Source organism: Chryseobacterium sp. YR221 (assembly GCF_900176315.1).
GTDB classification, from domain to species: domain Bacteria; phylum Bacteroidota; class Bacteroidia; order Flavobacteriales; family Weeksellaceae; genus Chryseobacterium; species Chryseobacterium rhizosphaerae.
This window is the reverse complement of record NZ_FWXM01000005.1, coordinates 137,210-159,454: the sequence shown is the minus strand read 5'-3', so window position 1 is coordinate 159,454 and position 22,245 is coordinate 137,210. Positions and strand designations below refer to the sequence as shown.

General features: G+C 35.2%; 24 protein-coding genes and 1 tRNA gene. 11 read left to right on the top strand and 14 right to left on the bottom strand.

Going from position 1 to position 22,245, the window contains the following annotated elements; genetic code table 11:
- Positions 1 to 69: 69 nt before the first annotated feature.
- Together B8967_RS15765 and B8967_RS15760 are read right to left on the bottom strand one after the other, a co-directional pair.
- Positions 70 to 156, bottom strand: a tRNA-Ser gene (locus tag B8967_RS15765).
- 55 nt (positions 157 to 211) lie between these two features.
- Complete coding sequence (locus B8967_RS15760; RefSeq protein ID WP_047489167.1) at positions 212 to 1,228, bottom strand: asparaginase; 1,017 nt, start codon at positions 1,226 to 1,228, stop codon at positions 212 to 214.
- Between the two features lie 81 nt (positions 1,229 to 1,309).
- Here B8967_RS15760 and B8967_RS15755 point away from each other — a divergent pair, with 81 nt between their 5' ends.
- The 3 genes from B8967_RS15755 to B8967_RS15745 are packed head-to-tail and all read left to right on the top strand — an operon-like array spanning position 1,310 to position 3,268.
- Positions 1,310 to 1,978: a TrmH family RNA methyltransferase gene (locus B8967_RS15755; protein ID WP_084086711.1), complete on the top strand. Its 669-nt coding sequence runs from the start codon at positions 1,310 to 1,312 to the stop codon at positions 1,976 to 1,978.
- Between the two features lie 4 nt (positions 1,979 to 1,982).
- Positions 1,983 to 2,414, top strand: coding sequence for a hypothetical protein (locus B8967_RS15750; protein WP_123863359.1), 432 nt, complete (start codon positions 1,983 to 1,985; stop codon positions 2,412 to 2,414).
- Complete coding sequence (locus B8967_RS15745) at positions 2,414 to 3,268, top strand: hypothetical protein (RefSeq protein WP_084086710.1); 855 nt, start codon at positions 2,414 to 2,416, stop codon at positions 3,266 to 3,268. Before B8967_RS15750 ends, B8967_RS15745 begins: the two co-directional genes overlap by 1 nt.
- Here B8967_RS15745 and B8967_RS15740 read toward each other — a convergent pair.
- From B8967_RS15740 to tsaD, 3 genes are read right to left on the bottom strand one after another with little or no spacing between them, the layout of a single operon-like run.
- Positions 3,265 to 3,960, bottom strand: a complete 696-nt coding sequence (locus B8967_RS15740; protein ID WP_084086709.1) for an RsmE family RNA methyltransferase — start codon at positions 3,958 to 3,960, stop codon at positions 3,265 to 3,267. The genes B8967_RS15745 and B8967_RS15740 overlap by 4 nt on opposite strands.
- On the bottom strand, positions 3,957 to 4,352 hold the full coding sequence (locus B8967_RS15735; RefSeq protein WP_047489151.1) for a hypothetical protein: 396 nt from the start codon (positions 4,350 to 4,352) through the stop codon (positions 3,957 to 3,959). Before B8967_RS15735 ends, B8967_RS15740 begins: the two co-directional genes overlap by 4 nt.
- Complete coding sequence (tsaD, locus tag B8967_RS15730; RefSeq protein ID WP_047489148.1) at positions 4,349 to 5,365, bottom strand: tRNA (adenosine(37)-N6)-threonylcarbamoyltransferase complex transferase subunit TsaD; 1,017 nt, start codon at positions 5,363 to 5,365, stop codon at positions 4,349 to 4,351. The genes B8967_RS15735 and tsaD overlap by 4 nt, the downstream gene beginning before the upstream one ends.
- A gap of 4 nt (positions 5,366 to 5,369) precedes the next feature.
- Here tsaD and B8967_RS15725 point away from each other — a divergent pair, with 4 nt between their 5' ends.
- From B8967_RS15725 to B8967_RS15715, 3 genes are all read left to right on the top strand, one after another.
- Positions 5,370 to 10,160, top strand: a complete 4,791-nt coding sequence (locus tag B8967_RS15725) for a translocation/assembly module TamB domain-containing protein (protein WP_084086708.1) — start codon at positions 5,370 to 5,372, stop codon at positions 10,158 to 10,160.
- A gap of 134 nt (positions 10,161 to 10,294) precedes the next feature.
- The gene (locus tag B8967_RS15720) at positions 10,295 to 10,765 is read left to right on the top strand and encodes an Lrp/AsnC family transcriptional regulator (RefSeq protein ID WP_047489141.1); all 471 of its coding nucleotides are present in this window, start codon (positions 10,295 to 10,297) and stop codon (positions 10,763 to 10,765) included.
- Positions 10,766 to 10,833: 68 nt separating this feature from the next.
- On the top strand, positions 10,834 to 11,211 hold the full coding sequence (locus tag B8967_RS15715) for a hypothetical protein (protein WP_047489138.1): 378 nt from the start codon (positions 10,834 to 10,836) through the stop codon (positions 11,209 to 11,211).
- 37 nt (positions 11,212 to 11,248) lie between these two features.
- Here the strand turns inward: B8967_RS15715 and gwsS are convergent, their stop codons facing one another.
- From gwsS to B8967_RS15685, 6 genes are all read right to left on the bottom strand, one after another.
- Positions 11,249 to 12,319, bottom strand: coding sequence for a grasp-with-spasm system SPASM domain peptide maturase (gene gwsS, locus B8967_RS15710; protein ID WP_084086707.1), 1,071 nt, complete (start codon positions 12,317 to 12,319; stop codon positions 11,249 to 11,251).
- Positions 12,320 to 12,574: 255 nt separating this feature from the next.
- Entirely contained in the window at positions 12,575 to 13,447 is an 873-nt protein-coding gene (locus B8967_RS15705; protein ID WP_084086706.1) for a hypothetical protein, read from the bottom strand.
- Between the two features lie 155 nt (positions 13,448 to 13,602).
- Entirely contained in the window at positions 13,603 to 13,785 is a 183-nt protein-coding gene (locus B8967_RS15700; protein WP_084086705.1) for a hypothetical protein, read from the bottom strand.
- An 8-nt stretch (positions 13,786 to 13,793) separates the two neighbouring features.
- Positions 13,794 to 14,696, bottom strand: coding sequence for a grasp-with-spasm system ATP-grasp peptide maturase (gene gwsG, locus B8967_RS15695; RefSeq protein WP_084086704.1), 903 nt, complete (start codon positions 14,694 to 14,696; stop codon positions 13,794 to 13,796).
- Complete coding sequence (locus tag B8967_RS15690) at positions 14,693 to 15,601, bottom strand: hypothetical protein (protein WP_084086703.1); 909 nt, start codon at positions 15,599 to 15,601, stop codon at positions 14,693 to 14,695. The genes gwsG and B8967_RS15690 overlap by 4 nt, the downstream gene beginning before the upstream one ends.
- A 94-nt stretch (positions 15,602 to 15,695) precedes the next feature.
- Positions 15,696 to 15,890, bottom strand: coding sequence for a TIGR04139 family peptide modification target (locus B8967_RS15685; protein WP_084086702.1), 195 nt, complete (start codon positions 15,888 to 15,890; stop codon positions 15,696 to 15,698).
- A gap of 607 nt (positions 15,891 to 16,497) precedes the next feature.
- Between B8967_RS15685 and B8967_RS15680 the strand changes: the two genes are divergently transcribed.
- The 5 genes from B8967_RS15680 (at position 16,498) to B8967_RS15660 (ending at position 19,686) form a co-directional block, all read left to right on the top strand.
- Positions 16,498 to 17,031, top strand: a complete 534-nt coding sequence (locus B8967_RS15680) for a DUF4303 domain-containing protein (protein WP_084086701.1) — start codon at positions 16,498 to 16,500, stop codon at positions 17,029 to 17,031.
- A gap of 41 nt (positions 17,032 to 17,072) precedes the next feature.
- Positions 17,073 to 17,615: a DMP19 family protein gene (locus tag B8967_RS15675; protein ID WP_047489114.1), complete on the top strand. Its 543-nt coding sequence runs from the start codon at positions 17,073 to 17,075 to the stop codon at positions 17,613 to 17,615.
- Positions 17,616 to 17,648: 33 nt separating this feature from the next.
- Entirely contained in the window at positions 17,649 to 18,131 is a 483-nt protein-coding gene (locus tag B8967_RS15670) for a hypothetical protein (protein ID WP_084086700.1), read from the top strand.
- Positions 18,106 to 18,621: a hypothetical protein gene (locus B8967_RS15665; protein WP_228406220.1), complete on the top strand. Its 516-nt coding sequence runs from the start codon at positions 18,106 to 18,108 to the stop codon at positions 18,619 to 18,621. The genes B8967_RS15670 and B8967_RS15665 overlap by 26 nt, the downstream gene beginning before the upstream one ends.
- 462 nt (positions 18,622 to 19,083) lie before the next feature.
- Entirely contained in the window at positions 19,084 to 19,686 is a 603-nt protein-coding gene (locus B8967_RS15660) for an outer membrane beta-barrel protein (RefSeq protein ID WP_084086699.1), read from the top strand.
- 70 nt (positions 19,687 to 19,756) lie between these two features.
- Here the strand turns inward: B8967_RS15660 and B8967_RS15655 are convergent, their stop codons facing one another.
- The 3 genes from B8967_RS15655 to B8967_RS15645 all read right to left on the bottom strand — a co-directional run bounded on the left by B8967_RS15655 (position 19,757) and on the right by B8967_RS15645 (position 22,216).
- The gene (locus B8967_RS15655) at positions 19,757 to 20,704 is read right to left on the bottom strand and encodes a transketolase family protein (protein ID WP_047489107.1); all 948 of its coding nucleotides are present in this window, start codon (positions 20,702 to 20,704) and stop codon (positions 19,757 to 19,759) included.
- A gap of 30 nt (positions 20,705 to 20,734) precedes the next feature.
- Positions 20,735 to 21,589, bottom strand: coding sequence for a transketolase (locus B8967_RS15650; protein ID WP_262484699.1), 855 nt, complete (start codon positions 21,587 to 21,589; stop codon positions 20,735 to 20,737).
- Positions 21,590 to 21,697: 108 nt separating this feature from the next.
- On the bottom strand, positions 21,698 to 22,216 hold the full coding sequence (locus tag B8967_RS15645) for a hypothetical protein (protein ID WP_084086855.1): 519 nt from the start codon (positions 22,214 to 22,216) through the stop codon (positions 21,698 to 21,700).
- Positions 22,217 to 22,245 lie beyond the last annotated feature (29 nt).

The following is a 22,245-nucleotide window of genomic DNA, read 5'->3' as shown; positions in this document are numbered from 1 at the left end:
TATTCGGGGTTTGATATATCCCACAAAAAATAAGCCCATGCTGTTTTAGCATGGGCTTATTTTAACTTGCAGAAAGGAAGGGATTCGAACCCTCGATACAGTTACCCGTATACTACCTTTCCAGGGTAGCTCCTTCAACCACTCGGACACCTTTCTTTTTGAGATTGCAAAAATAGAGTATTTTCTTGAATATCCAAATTATTATTGCAATTTAATCTGTAATTTCTCCACAAAGACTCCTTGTAAAGTGATCGGCAAAGCTTCCAGGGTAATTAGGGTTATCAATTAAGTGCATTGCTTTGGTAATGGCTGTTTCAGCTGTCATGTCCCTGCCGCTGATAGCACCTATTCTTGAGAAAATATTACTGTTCTCATACTTTCCAAAGGAGATACCCCCTGAAATACACTGGCTTACCACTACGATTTCTGTTCCATTATTTCTGATTTCCTGAAGGGTTTCCTGGGTTTTTTCACTGCTGAAAATAGTTCCGGAACCAAAAACCTGCAGAATAAGCACTTTCATTTTGGGGATTTCTCTGAAATGGCTCAAGTGCATTCCCGGGAAAATTCTCCAGAATAAAATATCTTCTGAAATATGTTCATCAACATGAAATTCTACTGCCGGATCACATCGGAAAAGATTGTCTTTAATAATATTTAAATGTACTCCAGATTGCCCTAAAATAGGATAATTTGGACTTGCATAGGCATCAAAATACTCTGCAGAATATTTCAGTGTTCTGTTTCCTCTTAACAATTTGTATTCAAAATAGACCGCCACTTCCTGGATAACAGCTTCATCATTTTCATATAGGCTGGCGTAATAAAGACTGGTCAAAAGATTTTCCTTAGCATCCGTTCTCAGATCACCAATAGGGAGCTGAGATCCCGTCATGATCACCGGTTTTCTTAATCCCTTTAGCATAAAGCTTAATGCAGATGCCGTATAAGACATGGTATCTGTTCCGTGCAGGATCAGAAAACCGTCAAAGTCATTATAGTTTTTAAGGATGTAATTGGCAATAATTTTCCATTCCTCGGGTCCCATATCTGAAGAGTCCAGCGGTTTGGCGAAAGGATGAACAAAAACCTCACATTCCATGAGCTTCATTTCGGGCATCTTTTCAAATATATTTCCAAAGTCAAAGGCGCGGAGGCTACCGGTTTCATAATCTTTTTCCATACCGATGGTTCCCCCGGTATAGATGAGCAGGACTTTTCGCTTCATGTACTATTTTTAATTAAGAATTTGAGGCAGGTTAAGGTTCATAGCCCAAAATTACGTTAATTTGCAAAGATTTGAAAATGGATGAAAGATTTAGCAGAAACTTTTGAGTATTTAAAACAATTTTTAACAGACGAAAGACTGTCCAAAATTGAACATTTCTCCCAGGAAAGTTCAGATTTTATACTTCCTGTGATGGATGACGTGTATCAGTTCAGAAATGCGGCAGCTATTATAAGGTCCGTAGAAGCCTGTGCTTTTCACAAAGTGATTGCGATGGAGGAGGAGAATGTTTTTAATCCTAACCTTACGGTAACCAAAGGCGCCGAAACCTGGGTAGAGGTTGAAAAAGTCCCAAAGAATATAGCTTCCTTACAAAATATCAAAGACAGAGGGTATAAAATACTGGCAGTATCCCTGGAAAAAAATGCAGTTATGCTTCCTGATTATGAAATTACGGAACCTATCGCACTTGTTTTTGGAACGGAATTGAAAGGTGTTTCTCAGGAAGTAATAGATTTTGCAGATGAAACACTGGCTATTCCTATGTATGGCCTTACCAAAAGTTTCAATGTTTCCGTAGCAGCAGGAATCTGTATGTATGAGCTGAAACAGAAACTGATGAGATCGGGAATTGATTATAAGCTGAATGATCAAAAACGTCTGGAAATGAAACTTCGATGGGCTGTGAACTCTATAAAAAGCGGGAAAGAAATTCTGGCAAAGTACCGTAAAGATCATAATATACAATAACCTGATGAAAAAATATACCCAATACTTATTCTTTTTTTCACTTATTATGTCTTTGACCAGTCTTGCCATTAAAGAAAAAGGTTATAATGAAATATATCCTTTTGCAAGCTGGAAACTATTTACTGTACCAAGTGGGGGAGAAGCTTCCGGAGAAAGATATAAACTCTATGGAATCAATCATGGTGATACCATAAGGATTTTAAATACTCCTGTTAAGAGCTATGAAGCCAATGATGAGGAATTTATTGTCAACACCTATGGCGGGAAGATTGACCACAATGAAGATAAAAAGGGAAATATGAAGAAGCTTTTGATTTTTGCCAAAGATACAAGACCTGAATTTCAGGAGTATCTTTTGTATAAAGAAACATACAGCCCCCGTGAGATAGGTGAAAAAAAGATGAAAATTGATAAAAAAATTATTACGAGACTTTAATGAACTACCCTCAGCTTACCGTATTTAATTATAAAACGGTTTATTACGTATTAAGAGTATTCAGTCTATATTGGCTGGCTGTTCAATTTCTGAAGTTTATTGAATTGGAAAACAGGCCAAAAGAAATTTATGATCCTGTTTTTGGGTTCGAAAAAATGATATTTCCTGAGTTTCCCGGGATATTTATGGCTACCGGGCTTATTGTTGCCTGTGGGGCATTTATAATTGCTTCTGTTTTTAAACCTTCTTATGTGTTTAATATCATGATCTTTTTATTAATGGCCGTTATAAACCTTCCATTGTCCGCTAACTTTGGAGTTCATCATGATAATCATGTAATCATCCTGGTTTATTTTCTCAGTATTTTTTTACTGCCCAAAAATCTTGAAGATAAAGACTATAAACTGGTACAATATTTCTATCTGGGTGTTTTGATGACTTATACGCTTGCCGGGATGGGTAAGTTTTTAGGGACGGCTAAGAATATCATTAAGCATACCCCCAAACTTACGTGGCTGGATAAAAATGCAGCAAAGCTGAATACTTATGATAATTATTGGGCAGCCGATATGGCAATCCCTGATTGGATGAAAGAAATATATGCCTATGAAAACTTTTGGGTAGTATTGACGGTGATGGGAATTGGCCTTCAGTTTCTTTGCTTTTTAGGAGCTTTTAACAGGAAGTTGCTGACCTTTTTTATGCTGTTTCTTTATATATTCCATACCTACACAGCAAAGTTTGTACTGGCAGATTTTGAGAATACAAACTATTTACTTCTTGTCATCTTCTTCCCGTATCACATCTTACCTCCTCTTTTCAAAAGGGGTGAAGCTAAAGTACTTAACACTTAAATCATTTTATTATAATTCCAGGCGGCAACAAATACGCCTGCAGTCTCTGTTCTCAGTCTTTGGTTACCCAGAGATACAGCTTTTATATTGTTTTCGGATAAATATCCGATTTCTCTTTCAGAAAAATCACCTTCAGGGCCTATCAGGAAGGTATGATTTTCAGATAACGGAATCTTGTTAAGGTCAACTCTTTCCAGGTTTTCGTGGCAGTGTGCTACAAAAGTATTTTGAGGATCAATGTTTTTCAGAAAATCAGATAGCTTAATAGAATCATTGATAATAGGAAAATGAAATCTTAGACTTTGTTTTGACGCGGCAATACTCTGTTTTCTGATTTTATCAATATTGATATTTTTACGTTCCGTTTTTTCTGTAATGATGATGCTGATCTCAGAAATTCCCATTTCTACAGCTTTTTCTACGAAAAATTCTATCCTGTCAATATTTTTTGTGGGAGCAATAGCAATATGAAGCTTGGGGTTGAAATCAGACAGGTTTTCTTTAATTTCCAATACCTCAATACCTGCTCTTTTACCTTCTATGATAAGTTTCCCAGAAGCTAAACGCCCTTTTCCATCAGTCACATGAATATCTTCACCCGCTCTCATGCGGAGAACTTTTACAATATGCTGTTGTTCCTCGTCGTTGATGATGACCTTCTGACCTTCTATTTCTCCGTAAAATAGTTTCATATATCCTGCGTTAAGAATGCAACTCCTGTTTTTATTGTAGTGTAAATGTCTGTATCACAGTCACGGTAAGTACAGATGAAAATCTCTTCTTTCCAACTGTTATTGATGAAAATTAAATTCAGGTATTCCTGTTTTCTTAAATTATTTTTAATAGATAAATAATCCCCTTCTTTTGGAGCGTAAGGAAAACTGAAAAGATTCTCTGCATTTATTTTTTCTATGATTTCCTCTTTTACATCCTGAATATATCCTTTTTCAGAACTCGATGGAAGGTAATCTAAAGAATTTCCCGGATCATCATTTTTCCCCGTAATAGTTTCTAATACCCAATAATATTTTGAGTTCTTTTTAGAATGGGTTCCGAGTACTTTTTCTTCTAAGAGTATTTTCATAAATCATATTTTGCTGTTGCTGAAGTTCTCAGGTCTGTAAATTCACCTTTGTCGAACTTCAATTTTGCTACCATAGCAATCATGGCTGCATTATCTGTTGTATATTCAAATTTTGGAATGTAAATATTCCATCCCAATCTATCCTTATTGTCTTCCATTGCTTTTCGTAATGCAGAATTGGCAGAAACACCGCCTGCAATAGCAACTTCTTTGATGTTGAGGTCTTTAGCAGCTTTCTCAAGCTTATTCATTAAGATCTCAATGATAGATCTTTGTACCGAAGCACAAAGGTCGTTAAGATTTTCTTTAATGAAATCCGGGTTTTTTCGGACTTCTTTCTGGATAAAATATAATACTGATGTTTTAATACCGCTGAAAGAATAATTGTATTCTTCTAGTTTGGGTTTATTAAATGTAAAAGCATGAGGATTTCCTTCTTTGGCAAGTCGGTCAATAATAGGACCGGCAGGATAATCCAGATCAAAAATCTTTCCTATTTTATCAAATGCTTCTCCTGCAGCATCATCAATTGTTTTTCCAATGATTTCCATTTCAAAATAATCTTTTACCAGTACAATCATGGTATGACCCCCACTTACGGTAAGACATAGAAAAGGAAAGGCTGGCGGCATAGGATTTGCATCCTCAATAAAATGGGCTAAAATGTGGGCTTGGAGGTGATTTACTTCTATTAAAGGGACATTGAGGCTCATTGCCAAAGATTTAGCAAATGATGTTCCTACAAGAAGTGATCCTAAAAGTCCGGGACCGCGTGTAAATCCTATAGCTGAGATTGCATTTTGTTGTATATTTGCTTTAGTAAAAGATTTTTCAACAACGGGGATAATATTTTGCTGATGAGCTCGTGAAGCTAATTCAGGAACTACACCACCATATTCTTTATGGATGGCCTGGCTTGCGGCAATGTTTGAAAGAATAGAATTCCCCTTGATGATAGCTGCTGAGGTGTCGTCGCAAGACGATTCAATACCTAAAATTATAGAGTCGCTCATAATAATGGCAAAGTTAGAGAATAATAACGAGAATGAGAATAAAAAATCTGTAGCTGAAAACCTAGGGGATCAGGTACAGAAAACTGTTGATAATGTTGAGGAAAAGGTTAGAGAAACAGTAAAAGAAGCCTCTGAACTTGCTTCAGACGCTATTCATCATCCTGTAGAAACAGCTGAAGAATTCGGTAAGCAGGCAATGAAAGACGTCACCAGCTATTCCTGGTGGGCAAAGCTTCTTTTGATTCTTTTCTGGCTGGGAATTGTTGTTGTGGGGGGAATCCTGATAACGATCAATCTTCCGGTCACCAAACAATGGGCAGCCAATCAGGCATTGAAGCTTGTTAACAATGACTTTAAATCCGGTTTTTCTACAGAAAGTGTAGATGTCAATTATTTCGGAAATGTAACCATCAAAGGATTAAAAGTAAAGGATTATAAGGGCCTGAATTTTATTACGGCACGTGAATTTCGAGCCGATTCAGACTGGATATCTCTTGCGGTAAATGCCATTTCAGGGAAAAGCAATTCTTTAAGCTTTAATTCTCTGACCCTCGTGAATGCCGATGTAAAAGTAATTACCTATAAAGGAGACAGTATTTCCAATTTTGTACGGTTTACAGAACTTTTTGATGATGGTAAGAAAAGAGATCCTAAAAAGAAACCCTTTGAGCTGAATTCCAGGATACAGATTATTGATTCTAAAGTTTCCATTGTGAATCAGAATTCTCCGGGAGAACAGGGGAAGTGGCTTACTGCTACAAAATTTAATTTAAAAGCACCAAATCTTAAAGTTAATGGTCCTAATGTCTCTGCGTTGATCAACAATATGTCATTTGTGACCTCAAGATGGGGGAAATCACATATTGTAGATACTTTTTCAACGGAACTTTCTTTAACCCATCAGTTTTTATCATTAAAAGATTTAACATTAAATACCGATCATACCTTACTTCAGGGGGATGTCAAATTTAACCTTCATGATGGTTCATGGTCTGATTTTGCTGATAGAGTTCGATGGGATATGAATATTAAACAGGGAAGTCAGGTAAGTGGATATGACATCAGCTATTTTGTAACCAACTGGGATAACAGTAAGCCATTCAATATTGCCGGAAAAATGACAGGCCCTTTGAATAAGTTTCATCTTGAAAACTTCCTGATCAGAAACCCTGATGTCAATATTGCAACTCAAACTATGAAAGTTGATAATCTGCTGAAAGGAAATTTTGCTATTGAAACCAAAAATCTTTCTGCTGATTTTACCTATAAGGATTTAAAAGCAATGATGCCTTCATTTATTTCTAAAAAAATGAAAAATTTTGCTGATGATTTTGGAAAACTGAAGTACAATGGAACAGCAAAAGTAACCCCGGAACAGGTTTATGTGGAAAACGGTAATTTGCTGACAGGAATTGGGCAGGCTAAAATATCCAAATTATCACTTACAGCGTATAGCAGTACGATGCCGAAATATTCAGGGTATCTTGAGGTAAAAGATCTTAATACCTCTGTTATTACTAAGAATAAAACAGTGGGGCTGATTTCGGGTAAATTTGATCTTAACGGACAAAGCTTCGATGTCAATACCATGCGTCTGACTACTAAATCTCAGATTGCCAGTATTGAAATTATGGATAAGGTGATCAGTAACCTGTATCTTGACGGTTTATTGGATCATAAAAAATACAACGGACTTATTACGGTAAATGATGATCAGGCGAAGGCAACAATCAAGGGGCTTATCGATTTCAGCACGTCTAAAGTTGCGATGGATGTCAATGCAGATGTAGGTTATCTGAATATGAATTATTTTACCAACAAACCGGGAAGCCAGATTGTAAGCGGGAAGGTAGATGGTAAAATGTCTATGTCTTCTATTAATGACCTTACCTTAGATGTAAACGCTAATGACCTTCAATTTGCTACTGCAACTCAAAAATATACAATCCCCAATGCCAAAATAAAAACATTTGTTGATGGAGGAGGGCGTGTCATTGATGTAGATGCTCCCGGAGCAGCCACAGGGAAAATCTCTGGAAGATACAGTCTTGCAGATCTTGCTGGAATGGTAGAAAACGGAGTAGGAAAAATATTGGTAGGTCCACCGCCAAGAAAGTTGTACCGTGGGCAGAATTTTGCCTTGAACTTTGATATACAGCAGGGATTGGTTAATTATTTTCTGCCGGATCTGAAACTTCCTAATGGCGCTAAAGTAGAAGGAGAATATGATGGCAATTCCAATAATTTAATTTTAAATCTGGATGCTTCTTCTTTGAAATACATTATGACAAAAGAAGATGAAATTACAGATGCAGATAAGGCTTTAGCGGCCTCAAACCCGGATTATAAGATTAATGACCGTAAAAATATCAGCAAAGACAGTGCTGTGGTGGATAGTGTTAAAGTTCGAATTAATACGGCAGACCTTAATCAGCAATTGTATGCCAAAATAAACAGAGTCATATATAATAAGAATGTCATTAAAGACTTTGAACTTAAAGGTAATAATGAAAACAGCAATACCCTGCATTTATCAACAGTATTTAAGCATGGCAGTCCGGAAGATGAGATTGAAGATAAACTCAAGGAATATGCTATCAACGTTGATCAGTCTACAGATGCTGCCGGAGACTATGTTTTCAGGTTTGAGCCTACTGAAGTTAAATTCAATGAAGTTACCTGGGCAATAGATACCAGTCCTGAGCTTAATCATTCCATTACCTATAGAAAGAAAACCGGCGACTTTGATATCAGAAACCTGAGGGTATATTCTGATAAAAGTGCTTTGTTTATTAAGGAAGCCCAGTTTAAATCGGCTAAAGATTTCTATGTAGATGCTGACATTAATGATTTTGCCATAGAGAAACTTCTGGAGATGCAGTCCGGAGGGAATGGTATGGATATAAAAGGTCTTGCTAATGGAAGTGTAAAGATCAAAATGGATAAGAGCACACTCCAGCCTTTGGTAGATCTTAATATTGATGCTATTAAAATGAATGGTAATGATATGGGGGATATCTCCATTTCTGCCACCAACGGTTTCTCACTGAATGTTTATGATATTGATGTAAAAGTAAATTCAGCAGGTGTACTTGGAAACAATAGTCTGAATCTGACGGGTACCGTTAATAATAATACTGCTTCGCCGATTATTGACCTGACAGCGGAAATGCGGGATTTTGATCTTTCATTTACCCAACAGTTTGTCCATACGGTTTTTGGAAATTTAAGAGGAAAAGCAACGGGAGATCTTAAAATTAATGGTAAACTCAATAATCTTGATTATAGTGGGGATATTGCCTTAAAAGATTTTGGATTGAAATTATTGTTCACGGGAGTAGACTATTCATTTGATGATACTGTCATTCAGCTGACCCGGGGACTTGCGATCCTTAACAATATAGAGGTACATGATGGCAGATCGAATTCTAAAGGAAATATTTCCGGAGCGATTCAGTTTGAAACTCTTTCTTCAATGGGGGTCAACCTGGTAATGAGAGCAGACAATCTATTGGTGCTGAACAGTACTCAGAAGGATTCTGACTTATTCTGGGGAAGAGTATACGGTCAGGGAGATCTCTATGTGGACGGACCTGTTTCAGGATTGAGTATTACAACCCCTAATATGAAGGCTCTTAACGGAAGTACCTTTACCTTTAATTCCGGCTCTACATCCAATGTAGAGGAGTTTAAGATGCTGAGGTTCCTGAAAGAAGGAAAAGACGGACTAATTACTTTGGAAGAAAAGAAAAAGACCGGGGCTAATATGAATATTGATTTTAACCTGGCTATAGATAAAGGAACCACCGTGAATGTACTTATTGGTGATGATGTAGGAAATATTACCGTAAAAGGAGCGGCTGACCCATTGAAGTTCCAGATGAACAGACAGGGGAATATAGCGATGAACGGGACATATAAAGTAGATAACGGAACTTTTGTTTCGAAAGCTATTCTTAATAAAACGTTCCAGATCGAAAAGAACAGCAGTATCAGATGGGATGGTGATGCTATGAAGCCTACCCTTGATATTACAGCCAATTACATGAGGATGGTTTCCAATGCCGGAGAGTATCTCAGTCTTGGAAAACTTCAGCCTATCAGTATTTTATTACAGGCTAACATCAGCAGGTCTCTGATAGATCCTAAAGTAGATCTTGATGTGACCGCCATGGATGTTTCCAGCCAGGTAAGGGAAACATTAGCCGCGAAAATGAGCCAGGAAGGGGAGAAGGTTCTTCAGTTTGGTTCAGTATTGCTATTGAGTACCTTTAATGTATCCAATACCGGTGGTGTAGAAGTTAATGTTGGAAACGTAGCGGAATCATCCGGATATAATATGCTTCTTAAACAGCTGGGATCTGTTCTGAATACCATGAGTAACGAATTCCAGATTGACCTGAATTACGTAAAAGGGGATCAGAATGCCAATATCGGAGATAGAGCGAATGCAGGAGTAAGTGTAGCTCTTTCACCAAGGGTAAATGTGAAAACAGGATTGGGTATTCCGTTAACAAAAACTGAGGGGACACAGACGAATTATCTCTCCGGAGAGGGATCTATAGAGTACGATCTTTCTAAAAAGAATGACGGTACGCTGGTCCTGAGAGGGTATTCAAAACCTACCAACATTGGTATGGTAAGTACCAACGGTTCTGCTAATCAAGCCTATGGAATGGGAGTTGTATGGAGTAAAAGCTTTAATTCTTTGTTTAAAAAGAAGAAAAAAGATAAAAAACCTTCTGAGGCTAAAAGTGAAATAAAAACAGATTCTATAAAATCAGCAGGGAAATAATCTGAATATTTTAATGATTTTTATCATCCGTGTTAATTATTGTTAATGTTTGATATAATTTTTTTAGTTAAATTATTTTTTATAAATTTGCAAAAAATACATAGATTTTTTAAAGAAATTGTAATTTAACTAATATGAACTATCAACTGGACGAAATAGACAAGAAAATTCTTGATTTCTTAGTAGAAAACACAAGAATGCCTTTTACAGAAATTGCAAAGCAGATGGATGTTTCTGCTGGAACAATTCACGTAAGAGTGAAAAAGATGGAAGATGCAGGTATTATTTTGGGATCATCTCTTAATATTGATTATGGTAAACTAGATTATCATTTCACTGCTTTCATCGGGATACTTTTGACAAAATCAAACCGTACTCAGGAAGTACTGAAAGAATTGTCAATTATTCCTAACGTAATTGAAGCTAGCGTTATTTCAGGAAAATATAATATTTTCTGTAAAGTAAGAGCTAAGAACACCGAAGATGCAAAAAGAATTATCTACCAGATAGATGATATTCAGGATGTAATGAGAACAGAAAGTATGATCTCTATGGAAGAGTTCTTGAGTGACAAAAACAGACTGATCAACGCGATCTCAATCTAATTCAAATTTTAAACGAATTATTATAAAAGAACTTATGAAATCTCTCATAAGTTCTTTATTTTTGTACTATGGAAGAATACAGCTATTTTGATGAAGATCCGAAGAAAGGATGGGGATTTGTACTGGCATTTGCTGCCCTGATGTTATTTACGATTATGGGACTTGGAATTGATGTGGATGAATACTTACAGCATGAATACCTTGAAATTCCAAGATGGTACTTTTACGTTATCTTTTCCATTGATCTGTTTATGATGATCGGATTGGTATTGATGTTCTTCTACAGAAAAGTGGGGATCTTTATGTTCCCGGCATTGCTGGTGCTGCATTTCTTTATGCACAATTATTACCTGTCTACTTTCTTATATACTGATGTTACCAATCTTTTCCTTTTTACAGGATTTGGAATGCTGGCTATTATTCCGAAATGGAAATTTTTCAGATAACAGATACTTTGTATTGGGTGAGAGTGGAAGAGTTTTTTTACAGCGCTCTATACTGTTGAATGGCCTTTGATTTTAATGGGTTTTGGGTCCATTCTTCCCATTCTCCGGAATAAGGGTTATACCCACACTTCAAAGGTTTTGATATATCCAGTCCCTCTTTGTTTATATGAGTCAGCTCTGTATACGCTCTGCAGTCTGTACAGATATTCCTGAACTCACAATCTTTGCAGGTTTCTATATGATCTTTGGTGAGATTCCAGTATTTTTTAAATCCTGGCTGCTTCAAAACTTCTTCAAGGCTGTTGTGGTTAATATTGCCATAGATTTCCGGCATTAAAGGACAGTTTTTAATATTACCGTTGATATCAATTCCGATTTTTTTGTGTAAACATGAATTATGATTGATAGCTTCAAGAACTTTCGGAAGATTGGTATTGAAATATTTTAGATCTACTTTTCCGCAGGAAGATATCTTTACATCCTGTTGTATGAAATTGACGGTAAATCTAAGCCTATTGTTTACTTTAAAAGATGAAGAGGCGGAATTGTAGAATACAAGGCTGTGAATTCTGGAAACCTTTTCACTCAGTTCTTCAAGATAATGATGATCGAGCTGGTGATGATGTGATGAGAAAATCTCAATATTTTCTAAAGAGGTGTTTGTAAACAACTGGTCAATCTTCAGAAGCTCATCAAAAGAAAATTGACTTGTAGAGAAAATAACAAGATGTCTGATTCCCAGATTTTCGATCGAATGTTTTACTTGATGCAAAATATCTACATTCCCGAGCTCTATAAAAACATTAGAAACTGTACTGTACTCGTTGTATTCATAAGATAATGGAGAAAAATTATGATCCCAGTCGTTTTCGGTGATAAAGCCATATTCTTTTTCAAGCAGTAGATCTACATATTCCTGTACAATCTCTCTGGACTCCTGATCGTAATTCCTGAGGATATGATCAATAGGATGGGCTTTAAGTTCTTGTATAAGCTCATACAGCTCCAGCGGATACAGTTCTGACGTGTTTCTTTGTAAATCCGACACCAGGATTCTTCTTGCCCCTTTTGTGATGAAAATAGTGCTGAATAGATTGAAGTATTTCATGTGAGTCTTGTAAGTGATTTTATTAGTTTTTCCCTCAAAAGATAATCTGTTTGAGGCATTTTGCATCTTTATAGATTATGATCATACTTGTTTCATTAGAATTTTTTGTTCCAACTTCTTCAATAAATTTAAATGTGAGTGGAAATTTATTTTTTATCGGTCTTAATCTTGAAAAATTCATTTTCATGTATGCGGATGAATTGCTTTCCCATTGTCGAAAGATATTTGATGACTTGTATTGTCGTAGTATCTCCGTTATTCGATATAATGAGTATCATTTTCTTTCAGTTTTTTTAAATAATCCTTTCTTATCTTAGCACTGTGTTTCATGCTCGGTATTCCCAGGGTTTTCCGATTGCGGTCTGTCTGTATACTATCTTTCACAAGAATCATATTAAAACCGTATAATGTAGTATTGTTGCGAGACCCCAAATCCGTATCCACCATTCTCGCATAATCACGGGGTGAGCAGTCTCCTGATTTAACAAATTCCAATAACTTTTCCCTTATATAAGGATAATGTTTTTTAGATTCAACCATATGGGTTATAAAGGTTGGCATAGGAAACCATCCTATTTTTTTTGATGTAGGGAATCCATCATTTTTAAATGTCCATATAAGAAGCTTTGCATTTTTTTCTACGTTTTTCCTGACCAGTGCAGTATCATCAGGTCTTCCCTGTTGATCCCGGATCAAAGCAATTCTGAAAGAATCAACCAATTTTTTATCCAGTCCTTGTTTCCATTCTGTTATTTTTTGTTGTACTTCCGTACTATCTATTCCATATTTCTTAAAAAGTGGAAGGTATTTCTTGTATTCATGATTATATGGAGCTACTAAAGTTATTAATTGATATAGGCTTTTCTTTCCTCCGAAATCTTCATTGTATTTGTCAGCTAGAGTTATATAAGTGGCATATTCTTCAATACGATCTTGATTTTTGGGAGTATATTCCTTAAAAAGTTTTCGGTATTCTTTAATAGCCAACTTAGGATTATTGGTAAACCTGTAGATGCTGTCAATTTCGTTGACCTTATTATAATAGATAATATAATTTTTCCTGCACGATGCAAGAGATAGCAAAACAATAAAAAGAATACTGTAGCTAATTGCACTTTGTTTTTTCATAACTTAATTAATAATAGAGGGGTCCCTCCCTCTCTTTACTTATACAGCTCTAGCAGACTATGACTCTTCCTTCATATGCACTACCATTAGTTGCACGATAATCTGATTCATGTGGTGATCTTTTAATCCTTTTGTGGTGAAAATAGAGCAATACTTCATATAAGTCTTACTAGGAACTTATATGGTTTTAGTTTTACATAGAAATCAGTTTGGTATTTTTCACATTCTATGGTAATATTGAAATATGGCTTTTCTCTCTCTTTATTTTTTACAACCTCCACATGCTTATAGATAAGAGGGAGAGGATGTTTTTCTTTTGGAACAAAATTCTTTTTCATACGTTGCTTTATAAGTAATCTGCGATCTCTTTTTCTAATGAATAATTACATATGACGGACGATCCCAAAAATTGTCCTACAGTATTAACTTCCAAAAAATAATATTTGTTTCCGCTTTTGATAAAGTCAAGAGAACCACAGTTGAGATCTAAAGACTGCATCAGAGAATCAATTTTTTCTTCAATATCTTTTGGAAGCGTATAAGGGGCATTTCTATTAGGTTTTTTATCATTGTATTTTCTGAAATCAATTTTGGTTTGCTCATCATTCTGGGAGAAGATGGCTGTGGACCACATTTTACCATTCAGATAAAAGCTCCTGATCTCAAAATCTTTTTCAATTTTTTCCTGGAAGAAAGTAATAAAGAAGTTTTTATCTTCATGTTCTTTAACCACTGTTGTATACATCATGCCACTAGAGTCTTTTAGAATGTTTTCCATCCTGGGATTTCCTCCGATAGTCTTAATAATTGTTCTTTCCAGTTGCACCTTGTCTGTACTATCTGCAAGAAAATAAGCAGGGACGTCTAAGCCAAATTTCTGAGCCTGCTCCAGGACTAATAATTTATTAACATCGGTATTGCTCTCCTTATTGATATGTTTTTTAGACTCTAACGTTTTCCTTACATAATCTTCCAGCCAGTGTTGGTATTCATTCATGTTGAGATTGATGGATTCATTTTTGTAATGTAAATGCTCAAAAACTAATCCTCCTCTTCTGTACCAGACGCTGGTAATGTCATCAAGAAAGAAACAGTTTCTTTGGCTTTCCAGGAAGATCCGTTTTTCTTTTGTTTTAATTTTAAAAATTTCATCCTCATGCACACGAATAAAACTCTTACCCATTCTCAACAACCACTTTATGACTTCGGTTGTGGTAATCTCTTTATTTTGAGAAATAATCAGAATCATTTTTCCGCTTTATTCTTTTTATTATAATCTTTAATAATAGCATTTCCGTGTTTCATACTTGGCAATCCTATGCTTTTTCGGTTACGATTGATAGCTGTAGAATCTTTTACAGGATTTTGTCCTACATATATGTAGTAAGGAGTGTCCTTTTTAAGGACATACAGATAATATCGGTCTATCATCGCAGCATAATCCCGGGGAGGGCATTCACCTGATTTTACATATTCTAATATTTTGGTTTTGAAATATTGGTGATATTCTTCATAATTAGCCATATGAAGCAATAACGAACCTGAAGGCATTAAAAAATCACCATTCCATAAGCCTATTTTCTGTAGACTGGGAAATCCCTCATTCTCAAACATCCATTTCAGCATTTCAGCATTTTTTTTGTCATTTTTGAACAAATCTTCATAGTTTGAATCTTTACGGCTACCCTGGTCACGCTTAAATGCAATGGTGAATGAATCTATCATTTTTTTATTAAGGCCTTTCTCCCATTGTGAAATTTCTTTTTCCATTTCCTGCCTGTCTATGCCATAGTTTTGGTAGAATTGAATAAAGCTGGCATCTTTATTTTTATATTTCCAATTAGGAGCAACCAAAAGGATTAGCTTATAGAGGCTTTTTTTTCCACCAAAGTTTTTATGTTGCTGGTCGGCAAGCCTGATGTAAGTTTCATATTCCTGAATACGGTCCTGATTTTTTGGTGGATATTTTTTGAATAGCTTTTTATATTGTCTGATAACTGTTAGAGTATCCTTCTGGAAACGGTAAATGCTGTCTATGTCATTCACCTTGTTATAATAGGTGATATAATTTAAATTTCTGTTCTTGCATGCAGAAAGAATTAAAAAAATAATAATTAAGATACATGAAGAATAATTCCTAATATATTTTTTCATAGATTTTTGCAGATTGATGTATTAGTTAAGTTTTAGTATTACTCTAATAATAAAACAAAAATAGAGGGATAAACCCCCTATTTTCGGTAGATAATTATGTATTTATTACTAATGTGTTCTGTTTTACACCACCTTTCCAGGTCTCCTTATCATAGCAGTTACCACCACAATCTGTTTCTACATAGCTGTAACCATCGCCACCACCCTGAATAGATTTCAAATCTTTTCTTTGTAATTTTCTGTTTTCCGTAGAAGAGAATGTACTCTTCATTCCTGTAAGCTTTTTCATTTTTTTGAATTTTTTAAGTTAATGTATTATTGTCTGTCATATAATCCCTGACATGGGGATAGATTATTCCCATATTAACTTTGTACTGTACACATACAATTAAATATGCAGAATATATCCATCAACGTTGATTTTTCAAAGCTAAATATAAATACATCACATGATAGGGATATGATTTGCAATTATTTTGCAATTTTAATAGGAAAATGTGCACATTTAAAGGGTGAAGGAAGTACGTGTTTTTAAATGAATTTCAAAGCTTAAAGAAAATATAAAAGGTATTGAAATGATAAGGCAATAAGTATTCATATAATGTTTGAAACTTTGAAAAAATTTCAATTGTACACAATAATGCAAGGTTACCGATAAGTTGTTTTTAGAAATGTTTTTGTGTTATATATTCATCATTTAGATAGTCTTTCTGAAGCATTAAATCTTATTAGTATGGCTCACTTTAAGCTCCTCCAAAGATTCGGATTCATTAACATAAGGGTTTGAAATGATGAATAAGGTAGCTATAATCCTGAAAACAGACATAGCTTTATAAAAATTAGTATGCTGGTTTAATAGGATAAGGGTACTTTTATCGGCTCTTTAAAAAAGAAGTATGGATTTCGAAATTTTAAAACAACAGATAGAAAAAGCGGCGAAGAAAGCTTTTTTGGAAATGTATGCCCAGCATGGTGCGGAGAAGATCTATAGTTTTGCATTATACAGTGATGAGGGAGCTATGACCGTATGTCCTGCCACAAATACCTTTGCGATGCTTGAAAATATAGATGAAGATGATGCTTTGTATTATAAATACGAACCTGCTGAATGGACATATGAGATGGATGGGGCAGAGGAAGAATTCAATGATATCTGTACTCAGTTGAGAACAGAACTTGATAAACATGATGAAGATGATAAATGGTTTGAAGGATTTCAAAGCAAATTATATTCATGTTGTATTGAAGTGTTGGAAAAACTTAAAAATGAGAATTTCTTTAGCCAGATTACAGGTGAAGATATATTCCTGTTTTTTACAGTTTCAGAATATGAATTTGAAACGGAAGATTTGAGAAATATCATTACGAGGCTCAACGATAATGAATATAAAAATGAATACCTGACCTGGATGGGTACATGGGGGAGCTGATCTCCAATATAGAGTAAGAAAACACCTTAGATTATAAAAATATGAAACTGAATAAAATAATTGTTTCAGATACCTCTTTCAATAGCAACGAACCTTATGACGTGATTAGTTCTAATATTTCCGTTATCAATCTGCTGAATGAAGAAGGTATGGAACAAGATCATATGCATGAAGATTCAATAACCAGCTACTTTATTGATTACTATCTGTCCCAATATAAAAACGGGAATTTTTCCCAGTTTGTCTGGAATTCGGGATGGTCCTCTGAACTTAACGGAATTATAAAAGATGGCCTAAAAAAAATAGGGGCTCACAAAAATCTGGATTTATTTCTTGAGCAGTGTTTCAAGGTAGAAAATTTAGAAGAAGGGGAACTTCAGAAGTTTTTAGAAAGCGAGTATTTCGGACCCAATAAAACAAGAGACAAACTGAAAAACGATTCATTCTACAGTCTGGAGGAGGATATCGTAGATTTAAATGCTCAATGGCTTAAAAATCACCCTGATCTCGAAGTGTTAAGCATTGAAAATATGTTTGGGAAGCTGGAAAAGCTGATTGGACGGGAAATAGACAGGGAAAATTAATCCAAATCAAATAAAGAACAGAAAATATTAATTATGAATACACTAAAATATTACAAAAAAGAAGGCAACCAGTACACTTTTAAAAACCAGCCGGTGTTTGTTTTTATAGTGGCTATCTTTTTTATTGCCACTGCCATATTGTTTTACAGAATAGATATTAAATGGTTATCCTATGTGATGATAGCCGTTGTTGTACTTATTGCGATCAATTTCTTTACAAAGAAGTTTATCATTGATATGGACCGGCAGACCATTACAGGAAAGCATACCGTTTTTAGTCCCGCAAAAACATATCACCTAAAAGATTTTACGAATTTTGAAGTTTTGGCAACGAAATATATGGGGTTTATTACCACCAATGTGCTTCTTTCCATCCATTTTCATGCAGATGGAAAAGATAAAAAATTAGTTTTAGGGCAAGCCGTTTCCCATAAAGGAATACAGAAAATGATCAATGAGACGGAAGATATTATGAATAGTAATCATTTGAATGATGAACGTAGCAGATCGGTATAGGTTCAGGGAAGACGGAAATGAAATCCGTATAATGCCCCAATACAGCTTTATCCGCTTTTTGGTATGGTGGCTTGTTGCTGGGATTATGGCACTTCCCGTTATTTACTTTTACAGGACCCAGATGTCTTTGAATACCTTTCAGATCGCTGTGGGGTTATGGGTTGTTTATATGATTTACTTTCTGTTTGATCTTATTTTCAGAATTCCGGTAACCTATATTTTTGATAAATCTCAGAAATGCATTTATAAAAAGCTGTATTTTTCCAGAAAGATCATGAACTTTGATGAAATGACCTATTTTATCCATGAAGAATGGGGTACTTATTATTTTTCAATTGGAAAAAAAAGAAATCAGTTTGTGAAAAATTATAGAATCAGTAATTATTTTTCAGGTTCTAAGGCTTCAAACAGGAGGGAAGATGAGTACATAGAAAAAGTATTATGCCCGGTACTGCAGGCAGTGGGAATTCCCGTGAATCAGCCTAAATAATGACTGAAAAGTCCTGATAAAAATAGTATAGGAGAGCATATCAATAATTTAACGAATAATCATAAATAAAAACTCAGCGGTTTCAAAGAAACCGCTGAGTTTTTATTTATGAAATTAGCTGATTGTAAATCAGGATTCTCTTTATGGAACTGCTATAGTTTTGATGATTAATGAGTTGTGCATTTTTATTAATTAAAACGCAAATAAATTAATAAATACAATGGTTTATTTTTAAATGTTGAATAAAATATTAATTAATTTCTTAATATTTGTTAATATTTTTATTTTGGACATATACCCTTTATTGTATGTGTTTAATATTTATTATTATATAATTGTTTGATTTTGTTCATGTTGTTTATTTTTTTTTAAGCGTTAAGAGAGTCGGTTTTTTAATTTATATTTAACTAATTTTGTGATTTGGCATGTTAATTGTTAATAAATGCTTAAAATTCAAAACAAATGAAAAAAATCTTAGTTATGACTGCTATTGCAGTATTCGGAATGGTAAGTGCTCAGAAAAATTCCTTGTTAGTAGGTGGAAACATTGGGTATAGTAATAACAATAATAAATTCATGGGTGATAAAGTATCCAGTACCGAAGCGTTTACTTTTACTCCAACGGTAGGTTATCAGTTCCATAAAAATTGGACAATAGGTATCAATTCTGTTATTACTTCCGGGAAGCAAGAAGAAGTTTTTAATAATAATCCTGCTACCTTGAAAACCAACGAGTTTGCTATTGGGCCATTCGTTCGTTATGCAGTTCCTTTGGGTGATATTTTCGCTGTTTATGGAGATTTAGGTGCTGGTTACCAAAATCAGAATATGAAAACAACTACTTTGGGTTCTACCAGTGAAGTGAAATCTAACGGGTTTTATACCAGCTTTACCCCTGCATTATTTATCAACTTCAAGAATGGATTTGGACTAAACTTCAATATTGGAGGAATTAAATACAGCCATTTAAAAGCAGATGGCATTGATGCTACCAGCAGCAATTTCAATTTTTCTTTCGGAAAAGAAGTAGGAGTAGGAATCTCTAAAAACTTTGGATTGAAATAGTTATTGTAGAAAAAAAAATAACAAAGCCGTCTCACTGAGACGGCTTTGTTTTATAATTGAAAAGACTTTCCTAGTTAGCTAAGATTCTTTTTACGGCTTCTTTTACAGCTTCAGCATCAATTTTATACTTCTTCATCAGTTCAGCAGGCGTTGCAGATTCTCCAAAAGTATCATTTACGGCCACAAATTCCTGTCTTGTAGGTCTTTTTCTTGCAAGCATTCCCGCAACAGACTCTCCTAAACCACCAAGGTAGTTATGCTCTTCAGCAGTAACGATCTTTCCTGTTTTTTCAACAGATTTTAAGATGATCTCTTCGTCTAAAGGTTTAATGGTGTGGATATTGATCACTTCACAAGAAATACCTTCTTTTTCAAGCTCTTCAGCCGCTACAAGAGATTCCCATACAAGGTGCCCTGTTGCAACAATCGTTACGTCAGTACCTTCCTGTAGCATAATCCCTTTTCCAATTTCGAAAGGCATATCTTCCGGAATAAATACAGGAACTACCGGTCTTCCGAATCTTAAATATACAGGACCTTCAAAATCAGCAATTGCCAATGTAGCAGCTTTAGTCTGGTTGTAGTCACAAGTATTGATAACCGTCATTCCAGGAAGCATTTTCATCATTCCGATATCTTCCAAAACCTGGTGAGTAGCTCCATCTTCCCCTAAAGTAAGACCTGCGTGAGATGCACAGATTTTCACATTTTTTCCAGAATAAGCGATAGACTGACGGATCTGGTCATATACTCTTGAAGTAGAGAAGTTAGCGAAAGTTCCTGTAAAAGGAATTTTTCCTGTAATGCTAAGTCCTGCAGCAATACCCATCATATTAGCTTCTGCAATCCCTATCTGGAAGAATCTTTCAGGTGCTTTTTCAATGAATTTCTCCATTTTTAAAGAACCGATAAGGTCTGCACAAAGTGCTACTACATTAGGGTTTTTGTCAGCCAGCTCTGCTAATCCAGCTCCAAATCCTGAACGTGTATCTTTTTTTTCTGTATATGTATATTTCATTTTTATTTTTTTAATCGAGATGTTAAGATATTAGTAATCTGCCGGAGCTTCTAAATACAATTGCTTGAATGCTGCATCCAACTGCTCATCATTAGGAGCTTTTCCATGCCAAGCGTGGCTTCCCATCATATAATCTACACCATAACCCATTTCAGTATGAAGGATGATTACTACAGGTTTTCCTTTTCCTGTTTCAGTTTTTGCTTTCTCAAGAATAGCAATCACGGCTTCAAGATCATTTCCGTTTTTCTCCTCAAGTACAGTCCATCCGAATGCTTCAAGTTTAGCATGAAGATTTCCTAAGCTCAATACATCATCTGTATCTCCGTCAATCTGACGTCCGTTGTAGTCAATAGTAGAGATAATGTTGTCTACTTTTTTAGCAGCAGCATACATTAAAGCTTCCCAGATCTGACCCTCCTGAAGTTCACCATCTCCGTGAAGTGTGTAAACAAGAGATTGATCTCCGTCTAATTTTTTACCCTGTGCTACACCAAGTGCTACAGAAAGCCCCTGTCCAAGAGAACCTGAAGCGATTCTGATTCCAGGAAGTCCCTCGTGAGTAGTTGGGTGCCCTTGTAATCTTGAATCCAGTTTTCTGAAAGTCTTCAGTTCTTCCACCGGAAAGAAATCAAATCTTGCCAAAGTAGAGTAGAAAACAGGTGAAATATGCCCGTTTGATAGATAAAAATGATCTTCATTTTTCCCTTCCATCGTAAAAGGAAGATGATAGTTCATCACCTTTCCGTAAAGTGCTGTGAAGTATTCTGTACAACCTAAACTTCCGCCCGGGTGGCCTGAATTAACAGCATGAACCATTCTTAAAATGTCTCTTCTGATCTGTGTAGTAAGAGATTTTAACTCTTCAATACTTTTACTCATTATATCTGATTTATTTGCACGCGAATTTACAATTTTTTACCGGCTTATGGAAATGTAAAAATCCGGATATGAAAACCCGGATTTTGACTTATGTGTATATTTTCCCTGCTTTTAACAGCCCTCGTTGAGGTAAACAGAAATTTCAGTAACAATATTATTAACAAATTTAAAATTTAATTGAGTTCCTGCATCGCTGTCTTCCAGGGTGAAATAACCGGTATCCTTTATCGGTTTTCCATTTTGATCCCAATCCGGGCGTACGCTAAAGTTGGAATAATTTCTATAAGCATTGATAAGGTCATCTCGGGTACTTCCCACTCCAATTCCACTTTTAGTTTTAAACTTTTTACTGGAGGTAGTCATATAAGTAACGGAAGGAACGCTTGGATTAGCCTCATTAATGTAATTATCGAAAATGTCAATTTGGATTGTTTCGCCGCTGTATTTTACAATATTTTTTTTGTCTCCGTCTGAAGTCTTCAGTTTTGTACCGGAAATTTTTTCAGCTTCAGCTTTTGGCATGAAAACCTTATATGGGCCAATTCTTAAAGTAGAAACTTCAAAATTATCCTGAGCATTCACAAAGCCTAGGGTTAATATGAAGACGAAAATTGAAATAAATTTTTTCATAGTTTTTAATTTTGTTTTTTTAATGTGGT

Coding starts and splice junctions, on each gene's coding strand:
- B8967_RS15745 (WP_084086710.1), top strand. CDS start 2,414: ATGAACTACCCTCAGCTTACCGTATTTAATTATAAAACGGTTTATTAC.
- B8967_RS15725 (WP_084086708.1), top strand. CDS start 5,370: ATGGCAAAGTTAGAGAATAATAACGAGAATGAGAATAAAAAATCTGTA.
- B8967_RS15705 (WP_084086706.1), bottom strand. CDS start 13,447: ATGAAAAAACAAAGTGCAATTAGCTACAGTATTCTTTTTATTGTTTTG.
- B8967_RS15645 (WP_084086855.1), bottom strand. CDS start 22,216: ATGAAAAAATTTATTTCAATTTTCGTCTTCATATTAACCCTAGGCTTT.
- B8967_RS15715 (WP_047489138.1), top strand. CDS start 10,834: ATGGAAGAATACAGCTATTTTGATGAAGATCCGAAGAAAGGATGGGGA.
- B8967_RS15655 (WP_047489107.1), bottom strand. CDS start 20,704: ATGAAATATACATATACAGAAAAAAAAGATACACGTTCAGGATTTGGA.
- B8967_RS15750 (WP_123863359.1), top strand. CDS start 1,983: ATGAAAAAATATACCCAATACTTATTCTTTTTTTCACTTATTATGTCT.
- B8967_RS15670 (WP_084086700.1), top strand. CDS start 17,649: ATGAATACACTAAAATATTACAAAAAAGAAGGCAACCAGTACACTTTT.
- B8967_RS15660 (WP_084086699.1), top strand. CDS start 19,084: ATGAAAAAAATCTTAGTTATGACTGCTATTGCAGTATTCGGAATGGTA.
- gwsG (WP_084086704.1), bottom strand. CDS start 14,696: ATGATTCTGATTATTTCTCAAAATAAAGAGATTACCACAACCGAAGTC.
- B8967_RS15685 (WP_084086702.1), bottom strand. CDS start 15,890: ATGAAAAAGCTTACAGGAATGAAGAGTACATTCTCTTCTACGGAAAAC.
- B8967_RS15755 (WP_084086711.1), top strand. CDS start 1,310: ATGAAAGATTTAGCAGAAACTTTTGAGTATTTAAAACAATTTTTAACA.
- B8967_RS15665 (WP_228406220.1), top strand. CDS start 18,106: ATGATGAACGTAGCAGATCGGTATAGGTTCAGGGAAGACGGAAATGAA.
- tsaD (WP_047489148.1), bottom strand. CDS start 5,365: ATGAGCGACTCTATAATTTTAGGTATTGAATCGTCTTGCGACGACACC.
- B8967_RS15740 (WP_084086709.1), bottom strand. CDS start 3,960: ATGAAACTATTTTACGGAGAAATAGAAGGTCAGAAGGTCATCATCAAC.
- B8967_RS15675 (WP_047489114.1), top strand. CDS start 17,073: ATGAAACTGAATAAAATAATTGTTTCAGATACCTCTTTCAATAGCAAC.
- B8967_RS15690 (WP_084086703.1), bottom strand. CDS start 15,601: ATGAAAAAATATATTAGGAATTATTCTTCATGTATCTTAATTATTATT.
- B8967_RS15700 (WP_084086705.1), bottom strand. CDS start 13,785: ATGAAAAAGAATTTTGTTCCAAAAGAAAAACATCCTCTCCCTCTTATC.
- B8967_RS15720 (WP_047489141.1), top strand. CDS start 10,295: ATGAACTATCAACTGGACGAAATAGACAAGAAAATTCTTGATTTCTTA.
- gwsS (WP_084086707.1), bottom strand. CDS start 12,319: ATGAAATACTTCAATCTATTCAGCACTATTTTCATCACAAAAGGGGCA.
- B8967_RS15760 (WP_047489167.1), bottom strand. CDS start 1,228: ATGAAGCGAAAAGTCCTGCTCATCTATACCGGGGGAACCATCGGTATG.
- B8967_RS15680 (WP_084086701.1), top strand. CDS start 16,498: ATGGATTTCGAAATTTTAAAACAACAGATAGAAAAAGCGGCGAAGAAA.
- B8967_RS15735 (WP_047489151.1), bottom strand. CDS start 4,352: ATGAAAATACTCTTAGAAGAAAAAGTACTCGGAACCCATTCTAAAAAG.